Origin of the sequence: Azospirillum brasilense (assembly GCF_008365405.1) — a bacterium.
Taxonomy (GTDB): domain Bacteria; phylum Pseudomonadota; class Alphaproteobacteria; order Azospirillales; family Azospirillaceae; genus Azospirillum; species Azospirillum brasilense_D.
Map to the genome: position 1 here is coordinate 93,068 of NZ_QOKV01000007.1, position 13,846 is coordinate 106,913.

The following is a 13,846-nucleotide window of genomic DNA, read 5'->3' on the forward strand; positions in this document are numbered from 1 at the left end:
TCATCGCCCGTGGCATGCTGTCACAGCGCGCGCGCGCCGCACCCCGGAAGGCCATCGGGACGGGAGCGGGCTGCCCGCTTGACAGCAAATGGCAGGTGCCTTACCTTTACGTAAACGTCAACCCGTGACGATCAAGGGCAATGACGATCAAGGGAAGGGTGGGAGGATGTCGCAACCCGCAAGGTTGATGGGGCTGGGCGCACGTGACGACGACGGACTCGCCCCCGGCGCGGATGGCGCCGGGCGCTCCTTCGCCATCGGTGAACTGGCCGACGAGTTCGGGCTGACTCACCGCACCATCCGCCATTACGAGGACGAAGGGCTGCTGGCGCCGCAGCGTGACGGCACCGCCCGGGTGTACGGCCACCGCGACCGCGCGCGCCTCGCGCTGATCTGCCGGGGCAAGCGGCTGGGCTTCAGCCTCGCCGAGATCAAGGAATTCCTCACCCTCTACGACGCGGACGAGATCCAGAAGGAGCAGATGCGCTTCATGCAGCGCATCGCCCGCCGCCGCATCGCCGACCTGGAACGGCAGCTTCAGGACGTCCAGCAGACGCTGGGCGAGCTGCGCATCATCGACACCCAGATCTCCGACCATTTCCGCAAGAACGGAATCACGGAGACGCAGACCTCGGAGGACACGCAACCATGACCTCGGCGCCTTTGACCACGCCCGCCAATCCGGTCGTCATCGCCGGCTACGCCCGCTCCCCCTTCGCCTTCGCCAACAAGGGCGAGCTGGCGAAGGTCCGCCCCGACGACCTGCTGGCCCATGTCGTCGCGGCGCTGGTCGAGCGCACGGGCGTCAACCCGCAGGACATCGAGGATGTGGTCGTCGGCTGCGCCTTCCCCGAGGGCGAGCAGGGCATGAACATCGCCCGCACCGTGTCCTTCCTGGCGAAGCTGCCGCTGACCGCCGGGGCCACAACGATCAACCGCTACTGCGGCTCCTCAATGCAGGCGATCCACCAGGCGGCGGGCGCCATCCAGATGGGGGCGGGCGAGGTCTTCCTGTGCGGCGGCATCGAGTCGATGAGCCGCGTCCCGATGATGGGCTACAACCCGCTGCCGCATCCGGGCCTGAAGGACCATTACCCTGAAGCCTACTGCTCGATGGGCGTCACGGCGGAGAATGTCGCCCGCCGCTACGAGATTTCCCGCGCCGACCAGGAGGCGATGGCCGCCGAGTCCCACGCCAAGGCCGCCGCGGCCCAGCAGGGCGGGCGCCTCGCCGAGGAGATCGTCGCCATCCAGACCGCCGCCGGCCTCGTGGAGCGCGACGGCTGCATCCGCCCCGGCACCAGCGGCGAGACGCTGAGCGGCCTGAAGCCCGCCTTCCTGGCCGACGGCTCGGTCACCGCCGGCACCTCCTCGCCCCTGACGGACGGCGCCTCGGCGGTTCTGGTGACGACGGAGGCCTACGCCAAGGCCAACGGCCTGCCGATCCTTGCCCGCATCCGCTCGGTCGCGGTGGCCGGCTGCGCGCCGGAGGTGATGGGGCTCGGCCCGGTCCCGGCGGCGCAGAAGGCGCTGGCGCGCGCCGGCCTGTCCATCCGGGACATCGACGTGATCGAGCTGAACGAGGCCTTCGCCGCCCAGGCCATCGCCTGCATGCGCGACCTCGACATCGACCCGGCCAAGGTGAACCTGGACGGCGGGGCCATCGCGCTCGGCCACCCGCTCGGCGCGACCGGCGCCCGCATCACCGGCAAGGCCGCGGCCCTGCTGAAGCGCGAGGGCAAGCAGTTCGCTCTCGCCACCCAGTGCATCGGCGGCGGCCAGGGCATCGCCACGGTCCTGGAAGCGGTCTGACGGCGGCGGGACAGGGAGGCACCAACCATGCAGATCAAACGCGCCGCCGTGATCGGCTCCGGCGTGATGGGCAGCGGCATCGCCGCCCATTTCGCGAACGCCGGCATTCCCGTCGTTCTGCTCGACATCCCCGCCAAGGAGGGTGACGACCGCAGCGCCATCGCCAAGGGGGCCATCCAGCGGCTCCTGAAGACCGACCCGGCGCCCTTCATGCACCCGAAGAACGCCAAACTGGTGACTCCGGGCAATCTGGAGGACGACCTCGCCCTGCTGGCCGACGTCGACTGGATCGTCGAGGCCATCGTCGAGAATCCGGCGGTCAAGGCCGACCTCTACCGGCGCATCGACCCGGTGCGCAAGGCAGGCTCCGTGGTGTCGTCCAACACCTCGACCATCCCGCTGGGCGTGCTGGTGGAGGGGCAGTCGGACGCCTTCAAGCGCGACTTCCTCATCACCCACTTCTTCAACCCGCCGCGCTACATGCGGCTGCTGGAGATCGTCGGCGGCGAGGTCACCCGGCCCGACGCGCTGGCCGCCGTCGCCGACGTCGGCGACCGCGCGCTGGGCAAGGGCGTGGTCCGTTGCAAGGACACGCCGGGCTTCATCGCCAACCGCATCGGCGTCTACTGGATCCAGACGGCGATCAACGCCGCCGTCGATCTCGGCCTGACGGTGGAGGAGGCCGACGCCATCGCGGGCCGCCCGATGGGCATCCCGAAGACCGGCGTGTTCGGCCTTGTCGATCTCGTCGGGCTCGACCTGATGCCGCACATCGCCAAGAGCCTTTTGGCGACCCTGCCGGACAACGACCCCTACCGCGCCGCCTTCCGCGAGCATCCCGTCATCACCCGGATGATCGCGGAGGGCTACACGGGCCGCAAGGGCAAGGGCGGCTTCTACCGCCTGAACCGCGAGGGCGGCGCCAAGATCAAGGAGGCCATCGACCTGTCCACCGGTGCCTACCGCCGCTCCGACAAGCCGAAGCTGGAAAGCGTGTCCGCCGCCGGGCGCGACCTGCGGGCGCTGGCCGACTTCCCCGACAAGACCGGGCAGTACGCCCGCCGGGTGCTGGCCCACACGCTGTCCTACGCCGCGTCGCTGGTGCCGGAGATCGCCGACAGCATCGTCGCGGTCGATGAGGGGATGCGGCTCGGCTACAACTGGAAGCAGGGTCCGTTCGAGCTGATCGACCGGCTGGGCACCGCCTGGTTCGCCGACCTCTGCCGCAGCGAGGGCATTCCCATCCCGCCGCTGGTCGAGCAGGCCGCCGGGCGGCCCTTCTACCGGGTGGAGGACGGCAAGCTCCAGCACCTGACCACCGCCGGCCTCTACGACACGGTGGTGCGGCCCGAGGGCGTTCTGCTGCTGTCCGACATCAAGCGGGCGTCGAAGCCGGTGTGGAAGAACGGCTCGGCCAGCCTGTGGGACATCGGCGACGGCGTGCTGTGCGTCGAGTTCACCAGCAAGATGAACGCGCTGGACGGCGACGTCATGGCCGCCTACGGCAAGGCGATGAAGCTGATTGGCGACGGAAAAGGCGACTGGAAGGCGCTGGTCATCCACAACGAGGCCGACAATTTCTCGGTCGGCGCCAATCTCGGCCTCGCCCTGTTCGCCCTGAACGTCGGGCTGTGGCCGCAGATCGAGGAACTGGTGGAGGGCGGGCAGCGCGCTTACCGCGCCCTGAAATACGCCCCCTTCCCGGTGGTGTCGGCGCCCAGCGGCATGGCGCTCGGCGGCGGCTGCGAGATCCTGCTGCATTCCGACCATGTGCAGGCCCACGCCGAGACGTACATGGGGCTGGTCGAGGTCGGCGTCGGGCTGATCCCCGGCTGGGGCGGCTGCACGGAGATGCTGGCCCGCCACGCCGCCAACCCGCGCACGCCCAAGGGGCCGATGCCGCCCATCGCCGGGGCCTTCGAGACCATCAGCCTCGCCAAGGTCGCCAAGTCGGCGGCGGAGGCCAAGGACCTGCTGTACCTGCGTCCCGGCGACGGCATCACCATGAACCGCGACCGCCTGCTGGCCGACGCCAAGGCCAAGGCGCTGGAACTGGCGGCGGACTACACCCCGCCGGAAAAGGTCACCTACACGCTCCCCGGCCCCAACGGGCGGGCCGCGCTGGAGCTGTTCCTGGAAGGCTTCGCGCTCCAGGGCAAGGCGACGCCGCACGACATGGTGGTCTGCGGCAAGCTGGCCGGCATCCTGACCGGCGGACCGAAGGCCGACGTCACCCAGCCGGTGACCGAGGACCAGATGCTGGCGCTGGAGCGCACAGCCTTCATGGAGCTGGTGCGCACCGAGGGCACCATCGACCGGGTGGAGCACATGCTGACCACCGGCAAGCCGCTGCGGAACTGATGGGGGAGGACTGAGGAATGCCGATCTACAAGGCTCCGCTGGAGGATGTCCGCTTCGTCCTCGACGAGATCGTCGGCGCGGGCAAGCTGGCCGAACTGCCGGGTTACGAGGACGCCACCCCCGACCTGATCGCTCAGGTCCTGGAGGAAGGCGCCAAGCTGTGCGAGGAGGTGCTGTTCCCGCTGAACCAGTCCGGCGACGGCGAGGGCTGCACCTTCGAGAACGGCGTGGTGCGCACGCCCAAGGGCTTCAAGGAGGCCTACGGCACCTACATCGAGGCGGGTTGGCAGGGCCTGTCCTGCGACCCGGCCTATGGCGGGCAGGGGCTGCCGAAGCTGGTCAACACCATGCTGGAGGAGTTCATCTGCTCCGCCAATCTCAGCTTCGGCATGTATCCCGGCCTGTCGCTGGGCGCCTACAACGCCCTGTCCATGTACGGATCGGACCCGCTGAAGCAGCGCTTCCTCGGCCGGCTGGTCGACGGCACCTGGGCCGGCACCATGTGCCTGACGGAGCCGCATTGCGGCACCGACCTGGGGCTGATCCGCACCAAGGCGGTTCCGCAGGAGGACGGCAGCCACAGGATCACCGGCACGAAGATCTTCATCTCCGCCGGCGAGCATGACCTGACCGAGAACATCCTGCATCTGGTGCTGGCTCGCCTGCCCGACGCACCGGCCGGAACGCGCGGCATCAGCCTGTTCCTGGTGCCGAAGTTCCTGCCCAACGAGGACGGCACCGTCGGTCCGCGCAACGGCGTCGCCTGCGGCTCCATCGAGCACAAGATGGGCATCAAGGCGTCGGCGACCTGCGTCATGAACTTCGAGGACGCCACCGGCTGGCTGGTCGGCGAACCGCACAAGGGCATGCGGGCGATGTTCGTGATGATGAACGCGGCCCGCCTCGCCGTCGGCATCCAGGGGCTGGGGGTGGCCGAGGTCAGCTATCAGAACGCGGTGGCCTACGCCAGGGAGCGGCTCCAGGGCCGCTCGCTGAAGGGCACGGCGCATCCCGACAAGCCGGCCGATCCGATCATCGTGCATCCCGACGTGCGGCGGAACCTGCTGACCGCCCGCGCCTACACCGAGGGCGCCCGCGCGCTCGGCGCCCTGGTCGGCTACAAGCTGGATATGGCGGAGAAGCACGCCGACGAAAAGACGCGCAAGGAGGCGGACGAGTTCGTCCAGCTGATGACGCCGATCGTCAAGGCGCTGTTCACCGACATCGGCTTCGAGTCGGCCAACATCGCTGTGCAGGTGCATGGCGGCCACGGCTTCATCTGGGAAACCGGCGTGGAGCAGTATGTCCGCGACGCCCGGATCTGCCAGATCTACGAGGGCACCAACGGCATTCAGGCGCTGGACCTCGTGGGGCGCAAGCTGCCGCAGGACATGGGCCGGCTGCTGCGCCGCTTCTTCCACCCCGTCGGCGCCGAGATCGAGGCCGACATGGAGACGGAGGACTTGGCCGAATTCGTCCTGCCGCTCGCCAAGGCCTTCGCCAAGCTCCAACAGGCGACCGCCATCATCGCGCAGAAGGGGATGAAGGACCCGGAGGAGGCGGGGGCGGCCGCCACTGACTATCTGCGGCTGTTCGGTCTGGTGGCGCTCGGCTGGATGTGGCTGAGGATGGTCAAGGCCGCCCAGGCGAGATTGGTAGCAGGGGAGGGCAACGCGGCCTTCCTCGAAGCCAAGATCAGGACGGCCCGTTTCTACATGGCGAAATTGCTGCCGCAGACCAACGCCCTGTTCGTCATCATCATGGCGGGGTCCAGTCCCCTGATGGAGATGGACGAGGCCGCCTTCTGAGGATCAGCCTTACGGGGTCTATGTCTTTGGGCCGGGATCGGTGTATGCTTCACCCGTTCCGGCCTTTTCGCTTCGAGAGATGCGAAAGATAGAAAGTACGAAAACGATGGTTCTTTGTCATGAGCAAGCCTATGGCTTGATACATTCGTGCTCACTTTCGTCATGGGTGGACGTCGCGTAAAATGGATATTGCTGTCACGCAGCAATGCCATTGCTCAGAGCCTGCCATGTGACAAAGGTTAAATTCGGGTTGTCCACCCCCACCGGAACGTGGTACATCTGATGTGACATTACCCTGCATAAGGACTTTCTATACCTTTTGGAATTGGGTCATATGATGCTTGAAAATGACCTGCATTTTTTCCGAAACTGAGGGTTGGAACACTGGCCTTGTGTCAGGGCTGTACGTTCGGACCATTGAAAGCACTGAGTACGGGGGCACCACCAGATGAAAATCCTGATCGGAGACGACCATGTGCTTTTCCGGGAGGGATTGCGCAGGCTGCTGGAGCAGCTGAAGGAGGGAGCCAGCTTTGAGGAAGCCAGCAACTTTGATGAGCTTCTGGAAAAGGCTGGCAAGGGCGAGACCTACGATCTCGTCCTGACCGATCTGCGCATGCCCGGTTGGCCCGGTTTCTCCGGCATCCAAGACCTGCGGGCAAAGCAGCCCGACTCCAAGGTCGTGGTCGTGTCCGCGTCCGAAGCGCATCACGACGTCCGCGACGCGTTGGAGCACGGTGCCGCAGGCTATATCCCGAAATCCTCCAGCGTGAAGATCATGCTCAGCGCGCTGGATCTCATCTTCTCCGGCGGCGTCTATGTGCCGCCGACCGTGCTGCGCGAGTCTGGGGAGTCGGAGGTGCGCGTCGGCGCCATCCCGCCCAGCGACCCGCAGCTCGACCATCTGCTGACCCAGCGTCAGCGCGAGGTTCTGGACCGCCTGCGCGAAGGCAAGTCCAACAAGCAGATCGCCCATGAGCTGGGCCTGTCGGAGGGCACGGTGAAGATCCACATGACCGCGATCTTCAAGTCGCTGGGTGTGCGCAACCGCACCCAGGCGGCCATGGCTTTCCCACAGTCGCATTCCGCCTGAACGGCCGGACTGAACGTCCGGTTGTCCTGCCTTTGAAAGCGCCCGCGGGATGGTCCGCGGGCGTTTTCGTTTATGGAATGGTGAGTGGGCCTCAGCCCATTCCGGCGACGTAGCCGCGCAGGGACTCGACCTCCAGTTCCGCGTCGTCCAGCCGCGCCTTCACGATGTCGCCGATGCTGACCAACCCGACGAGTTCACCGCCCTCCAGGATCGGCAGATGGCGGATTCGGCGCTGCGTCATGACGCCCATGATCTGGGACACCGTGTCGGCCGGGCTTCCGGTGACGAGATCGCGGGTCATCAGGTCGCCGACGGGCCTCTCCAGAGCGGCGGCCCCATCCGCAGCCACGGCGCGGACGATGTCGCGTTCCGACAGGATTCCGGCGGGGCGGCCGTCATCCTTCATCACCAGGACGGCGCCGATTTTGTGATGGGCGAGCTTGCGGGCGACCGCGTCGATCCGGTCGTCCGGATTGGCGGTGATGATCTCCGTGCCCTTCCTTTTCAAGACGGCGGCAATGTGCATGGTTGTGCTTCCTCCCGCGCGGATTCACGAAAGGGAATGCTCACCCACAGAAGCCGCTATAGGAAGTCGCAAAAAGGAACAGGCCGGCTACTCCTTTCGGAGTAACCGGCCTGAATCCAGCGGTTTCGCGAAGCCTCCCGTGAGAGGCTCCGGAAAGGCCGATTAGAAGCGGTAGCCGACGCCGATGCCGATCAGCCACGGATCGATCTTGACGTCCGAAGTGACCGGAACGCCGCTGACGTTGGCGGTAACGTCGGTCTTCAGGAAGATCTTCTTCACGTCGAGGTTCAGCGACCAGTTGCCGGTCAGGGCAACGTCGACACCAGCCTGAAGCGCCCAGCCGAAGCGGTTCTTGTAGTCGACGGTGTTGGTCGTGAAGCCGTCCGCGTTGGTGCTGCGGGCGGCGGTCTCGTCGTAGAACCAAGTGTAGTTGATGCCGGCGCCGACGTAGGGGCTGACGCGCTCCTTCGTGAAGAAGTGGTACTGGGCCGTCAGGGTCGGCGGCAGCAGCGACACCTTGCCCACGTCGATGTCGTTGCCGGTGATCAGCGAACCGGAAACCTTGTGACGGGTGGTGCCGGCGATCAGCTCCAGAGCGATGTTGTCGGTGATGAAATAGGAGACATCGAGTTCGGGGATGTAGTCGTTCTCGATGTCCACGCTGCCGATGTTGCTGCCGCCGAACGGACCGCCGCCGATCAGGTCACCATTCTCCTGCGGGATCACGGCCAGGGCGCGCGCGCGCACCAGGATGTCGCCGGCGGACTTGCCCTTGAAATCCTGGGCCAGCGACGGGGAGGAAACGGCGGCGAGAGCCGTGGTCGCCAGCAGGGCGGCAGCGGCGCGCTTCAGGAAAGTCATGGGATTCGCTCCAGGGCAGAATTAGCTGATGTCGTTTTTTTGGCTTAATGCCTGGAGATGTATTACCAGAGTTTTTCTAGGGTTGCTATGCCGCCTCAACCAAAACGTCATAGTGAGGCGGCTTTGCAACAGCGACGAGTTGTCGCATGGACTGGAACTCTTACCGCGCTGGGGCCATGGAGGGTTGTGGGGACTGGGAGGGGACTTGCGCCAGGCAGTTCTGTACGATCGCGTAGCATTGGCCGAGTCGGCTTCCGCCGCTGGACGACCCGCCATAGACGATGCGTTCCACCACGCCATTGCGCAGGGTGAAGGTCGCCTCGCAGTCGACGCTGGTCACGTCGTAGCCGTAGCCGCCCCATCCACCGTAGGGATAGCCCCAGTAGCCGCCGTAACCGCCCCAGGCCGGGTAGGAGATCAGACGGTTGCTGCGGTAGGTGAAGAATTCCAGGTCTCCGGCGGTGGCCTGCCGTTCGGGAACCCCGGCGCAGGACAGCAGGGTCTGCTTCGGCATGCCGACCAGCGCATTCTGCGCGATCATCGCCTGATCGGCGGCCGGGTTGGCGCAGCCGCCCAGAAGACCGCCAACCAGAAGTCCACCGGCCAGAAGAATCGCACCGAAACCGTTTCCTGCCATCATCCTGCGCATCGCCTGTCTCCCGTCAGGGGCGCCGCAGCCGGGCCGGCGCCAGATCCTCCGCACGCACGCCGAGCGCCGCGACCTCCGCCGGCAGGCCGCGTCCGGTGGCCAGGGCCGCTGCGGTGCGGCCCATGGCCGGTGCCGTCTGGATGCCGTAGCCGCCTTGGCCCGCCAGCCAGAAGAAACCGTCCGCGGACTCGTCGTAGCCCACCACCATCACCTTGTCGGCGACGAAGCTGCGCAGGCCCGCCCATTTGTGCGTGATACGTCGAACGGAGAAGCGCACCGCCTGTTCCATACGGTCGACGGCGACGGCGATGTCCAACTCCTCCGGTTGCACGTCGCAGGGCTCCACGGGCGTCTCGTCGGCGGGAGAGAGCAGCAGCCGGCCCGATTCCGGCTTCATGTAGAACTGCTCGTCCACGTCGATGGTCATCGGCCAGCCGGCGAGGCCCGCCACGTCCGCCGGGTCGGCGAACACTGGATCGAAGGTGATGGCGGTGCGCCGTTTCGGCACCAGACCGACGGGGCGTGCGCCGGCCATTCCCGCCAGACCGTCGGCCCAGGCACCCGCCGCGTTGACCAGAACCGGGGCGGCGAAGTCGCCCGCCGGGGTCGAGGCGATCCACAGCCCGTCGCGCCGCTCCAGCGCGGTCACCCCGGCGTCGGTCACCAGCCGGCCGCCGCGCGCCTTCAGCCCGCGCAGATAACCGCCGTGGATGGCGTGGACGTCCATGTCCATGGCCGTCGGCTCCCACACCGCGCCATCCACGTAATCCCTCTTGAGGAAGGGGGCGCGGGCGAGCGCCTCGGCGCGGTCGAGGCGCTCGACGGTCGGAGTCAGCCGCCGCCCCTCGGCGAAGTCGCGGTCCAGAGCGGCGGTCTGGTCGGCCCGTCCGATCAGCAGGACGCCGCGCGGAGTCAGCAGCGGGTGCTCCGAAAAGCCCTCCGGTGGGTTGATGTAGAAATCCCAGCTCGCCACCGTCAGCGCGCGGACCACCGGGTGCCCGTAGGTCTGGGTGTAGAGCGCCGCCGACCGGCCGGTGGAGTGGTAGCCGGGCTGGCTCTCCCGTTCCAGCACGATGACGCTGCCGTGCGCCGCCAGCTCATAAGCCGCCGAGGCACCGGCCATGCCGCCGCCGACGATCAGGAAATCCACCCGTTCCACGTCCACTCTCCCTTTCCGGCGCCCGCGCCGGTCATTCATCCGCCTTATCTTAGGCGTCCGGGAGAGCGGAATGAAGCTGTGAAAGCCTGCGAATGGGAATTGGAATCGGTTACGCCGCCCCGCGCAATTCCTCGGCCTTCTGCAGGTCCACGCTGACCAGTTGCGACACGCCCCGTTCGACCATCGTCACGCCGAACAGCCGGTCCACGCGGGCCATGGTCAGGCGGTGGTGGGTGATGATGAGGAAGCGGGTGTTGCCCTCCCGCGCGATGTCTTCCACCAGATCGCAGAAGCGGCCGACATTGGCCTCGTCCAGCGGCGCGTCCACCTCGTCCAGCACGCAAATCGGCGCGGGGTTGGAGCGGAAGACGGCGAACAGCAGCGACAGCGCGGTCAGGGCCTGCTCGCCGCCGGACAACAGCGACAGCACCTGCAGCTTCTTGCCCGGCGGGCTGGCGTAGATCTCCAGTCCGGCCTGCAGCGGGTCCTCGGCGCTGACCAGCTCCAGATGGGCCTTGCCGCCGCCGAACAGGCGGATGAACAGCTCCTGGAAATTGCGGTTCACCGTGTCGAAGGAGGCGACCAGACGCTCCCGCGCCTCGCGGTTCAGGCTGGCGATGCCTTGGCGCAGGCGGGCGATGGCGCTGACCAGATCCTCGCGCTCGGTCTGCAGCGTGCCGATCTGCGTTTCCAGCTCCGCCGCCTCGATCTCGGCGCGCAGATTGACCGGCCCCATGTTCTCCCGCTCGCGGGTCAGCTTGTCGAGGCGCGATTCCACGACCGCCACGTCGGGCATCGCCTCGTTGGGGGGCAGATCGGCGGCGGCGCGGGTCTGCTCGGGGCGGCAGTTCAGCCGCTCAGCGATGCGCTCCGTCAGGGTCTGGCCGTTCTGCAGCGCGGCGGAGACGGCGGCCTCGGCGCGGGCGCGGGCCTCGCGGGCGTCGGCCAGCCCGGACTCGGCCTGCTTCAGCAGCTTTTCGGTCTCGGCCAGACGGTTTTCCGCCTCGGCCAAGGCGTCGGCGGCGCGCTTGCGGGCGCGCTCGGCCTCGCTGATCCGGCCGAGCAGGGCCTGGCGGTCGGCTTCGATCGCCGCCGGTCGGCTTTGCAATTGGGTGAGGTCGGTTTCGGCGGCGGCGGCGCGCTGCTTCAACTCGGCCACGCGCCCGCCCGCCCCGGCGGAGCGGGTGCCCCAAGAGGCGACGTCCTGCTGGATGGCGGCCAGACGCTGGCGGCGGGACTGCGCCTCGCGGGTCAGGCGGTCCAGCGCATTCTGTTTCTCGGCGAGGACGGCGCGGTGCTCGGCGAGCGTGGCGCGGCGGTCGTTGACGGCGTCGCGGCCCTCGCGCGGGTCGGGCAGGGCGTCCAGCAGCTCCCGCGCTTCCTCCAGAGCGGCCTCGGCCTCCTGCCGGTCGGTGTCCAGCCGCGCGATGCCATCGACCACCGCCGCCAGCTTCGACGCGGCGGCGTCGGCCTCGCGGGCCAGCTTGGCGTGGCGGTCGCGGGCGGCGGTCACCCCGGCGAAGGCCTCGCGCACCGCGTCGCGGGCGCGGCGGTCGGCCTGGGCGGCCTCCTCGACGGCGCGTTTGGCCTCGTCCAGGGCGTCGCGGGCGACCTCCAGCCGCTCGTCGGCGAGGTCCAGCTCGCCGCGCAGCTCGTTCAGGCGGTTGCGCTGCTTCAGGCGGACGGCGGCGGCGGTTGGCGCGCCGGCCTGCACGGTCAGCCCGTCCCAGCGCCATGCCCCGCCGTCGCGGCTGACCAGGATCTGGCCGGGCGCGAGACCGGCGGCCAGAGCGGCGCCCGCCGCGTCGTCGGTCACCACGCCGATGTGCGACAGGGCGCGGGCGGCGGCCTCCGGTCCCTGGACGCGGGTGGCCAGCGGTTCGGCTCCGGCGGGCAGGGGAGCGGCGGCGGGGTAGGGCGGCAGAGGACGCCAGTGGACCGGGGCAGCCTCGTCCAGCGGGGCGGTCAGCGCGTCGCCCAGCGCCGCGGCCAGGGCGCCCTCGTAGCCGGGGGCGACGGTCACCGCGTCGACCAGCGGCGGGAACAGGTCGCCCGCCCCGGCGGACAGCAGCTCGGCCAGCGCCCTTTCCTCCGCCTTCAGCTTGGTGCGGGCGGACTCGGCGGTTTGCAGGGATTCGCGGGCGCGGGTCTGGGCGGGTTCGGCGTCGGTCTTGGCGCGCTCGGCCCGTTCGGCGGTCTCGCGGGCGTCCTCCAGCCGCTGTTCGGCCAGCTCGACGGCCAGCTCGGACTCGGCCACGTCGGCGCGGGCGGCGGTCTCGCGCTCCAGCGCGTCGCGCTGCGCTTGCTGCTCGGCGAGGCGCTTGGCGAGCCCGGAGGCCCGCGTTTCAAAATCAGCGACCTGCCGCTGGGTGGCGGCGCGGCGGGCCTCGTCGGCGGCGGTCTGCTCGGTCAGGCGGGTTAGCTCGCGGTCGAGCGCGTCCACCGCGTCCCGTGCCTCGGCCAGCGCCTCCCGCGCGGCCTCCTCCAGCATCTCCTCGTCGGCCTGGGCTTCGAGCAGACGGTCGCGCTCGGCCTCCAGCCGGGCCAGGGCATCGCCGGCGTCGGCGGCCAGGGCCTCCTCGCGGCCGAGGTCGCCGGCGATCTGCTGCAGGCGGGAGAGCAGGGCGCGCTGCTGCTCGGCGACCCGCTTCTCCTCGGCGTCGAGCTGCTCCTTGGCGATGACCAGCCGTTGCAGGGCGGCGGCGGAGGCGGCTTCGGCCTGACGCTTTTCCGGCAGCCCGGCGGCGTCGTCGATGCGGCGGGTGGTCAGCTGGGTGACCGCCAGCATCAGCTCCCGCACGGCACCCTCTGCCTTGGCGAAGGCGCCGCGGGCGCGGGCCAACTCGCCTTCGTGGGCGATCCAGCGCAGGTGCCAGAGCACGGCCTCCGCCTTGCGGATCTGTTCGGAGAGGTTGCGGTAGCGGGCGGCCTGCCGGGCCTGCTTCTTCAAACTCTGAAGCTGGGTGTCCATCGCCCCGATCACGTCGTCGAGGCGCATGAGGTTGGCTTCGGCCGCCCGCAGCCGCAGCTCCGCCTCGTGCCGGCGGGAGTGCAGGCCGGTGATGCCCGCCGCCTCCTCCAGCAGCATGCGGCGGTCCTGCGGCTTGGCGTTGATGATCTGGCCGACCTTGCCCTGGCTGACCAGCGCCGGGGAACCGGCGCCCGAGGCGTTGTCGGCGAAGAGGAGCTGGACGTCGCGGGCGCGCACCAGCTTGCCGTTGATGCGGTAGTCGGAGCCGTTGCCGCGCTCGATCCGCCGCGTCACCTCCAACTCGTCGTGCTCGTTGAAGCCGGCGGGGGCGGTGCGCGTGCGGTTGTCGATGAGGAGGGCGACCTCGCCCAGATTGCGTGCCGGACGATTGGCCGTGCCGCCGAAGATGACGTCGTCCATGTCGTCGCCGCGCATCCGCTTGGCGGAGGTTTCCCCCATCACCCAGCGCAGCGCCTCCACCAGATTCGACTTGCCGCAGCCGTTGGGGCCGACGATGCCGGTCATGCCCGGCTCGATCACCAGATCGGTGGCGTCGACGAACGACTTGAAGCCGGACAGGCGGAGGCGCGTGAAGTGCACGGGATC

The 13,846-nt window shown here is 68.6% G+C and carries 10 protein-coding genes; 5 read left to right on the forward strand and 5 right to left on the reverse strand.

Translation table 11 applies throughout. The features are described from left to right. The first annotated feature begins 166 nt into the window (after window positions 1-166). From DS837_RS13270 to DS837_RS13290, 5 genes are all read left to right on the forward strand, one after another. Window positions 167-652 carry a MerR family transcriptional regulator gene (locus DS837_RS13270; protein WP_149165186.1) on the forward strand — a complete coding sequence of 162 codons (486 nt, stop codon included), beginning with the start codon at window positions 167-169 and terminating at the stop codon, window positions 650-652. Beyond that, window positions 649-1,812, forward strand: coding sequence for a thiolase family protein (locus DS837_RS13275; protein WP_149165187.1), 1,164 nt, complete (start codon window positions 649-651; stop codon window positions 1,810-1,812). The genes DS837_RS13270 and DS837_RS13275 overlap by 4 nt, the downstream gene beginning before the upstream one ends. A gap of 27 nt (window positions 1,813-1,839) precedes the next feature. Then, window positions 1,840-4,173, forward strand: a complete 2,334-nt coding sequence (locus DS837_RS13280) for a 3-hydroxyacyl-CoA dehydrogenase/enoyl-CoA hydratase family protein (RefSeq protein ID WP_149165188.1) — start codon at window positions 1,840-1,842, stop codon at window positions 4,171-4,173. Window positions 4,174-4,190: 17 nt separating this feature from the next. Beyond that, the gene (locus DS837_RS13285; RefSeq protein ID WP_149165189.1) at window positions 4,191-5,981 is read left to right on the forward strand and encodes an acyl-CoA dehydrogenase C-terminal domain-containing protein; all 1,791 of its coding nucleotides are present in this window, start codon (window positions 4,191-4,193) and stop codon (window positions 5,979-5,981) included. A 448-nt stretch (window positions 5,982-6,429) separates the two neighbouring features. Beyond that, window positions 6,430-7,074, forward strand: coding sequence for a response regulator (locus DS837_RS13290; RefSeq protein WP_149165190.1), 645 nt, complete (start codon window positions 6,430-6,432; stop codon window positions 7,072-7,074). Between the two features lie 91 nt (window positions 7,075-7,165). Here the strand turns inward: DS837_RS13290 and DS837_RS13295 are convergent, their stop codons facing one another. The 5 genes from DS837_RS13295 to DS837_RS13315 all read right to left on the reverse strand — a co-directional run bounded on the left by DS837_RS13295 (window position 7,166) and on the right by DS837_RS13315 (window position 13,840). Continuing rightward, window positions 7,166-7,600, reverse strand: a complete 435-nt coding sequence (locus DS837_RS13295; RefSeq protein ID WP_149165191.1) for a CBS domain-containing protein — start codon at window positions 7,598-7,600, stop codon at window positions 7,166-7,168. 162 nt (window positions 7,601-7,762) lie between these two features. Continuing rightward, entirely contained in the window at window positions 7,763-8,461 is a 699-nt protein-coding gene (locus DS837_RS13300; RefSeq protein ID WP_145627166.1) for an OmpW/AlkL family protein, read from the reverse strand. Between the two features lie 160 nt (window positions 8,462-8,621). Further along, window positions 8,622-9,110, reverse strand: coding sequence for a hypothetical protein (locus tag DS837_RS13305; protein WP_149165192.1), 489 nt, complete (start codon window positions 9,108-9,110; stop codon window positions 8,622-8,624). A 13-nt stretch (window positions 9,111-9,123) separates the two neighbouring features. Next, window positions 9,124-10,269: an NAD(P)/FAD-dependent oxidoreductase gene (locus tag DS837_RS13310; protein ID WP_149165193.1), complete on the reverse strand. Its 1,146-nt coding sequence runs from the start codon at window positions 10,267-10,269 to the stop codon at window positions 9,124-9,126. Window positions 10,270-10,378: 109 nt separating this feature from the next. Next, on the reverse strand, window positions 10,379-13,840 hold the full coding sequence (locus DS837_RS13315; protein WP_149165194.1) for a chromosome segregation SMC family protein: 3,462 nt from the start codon (window positions 13,838-13,840) through the stop codon (window positions 10,379-10,381). Window positions 13,841-13,846: the final 6 nt, after the last annotated feature.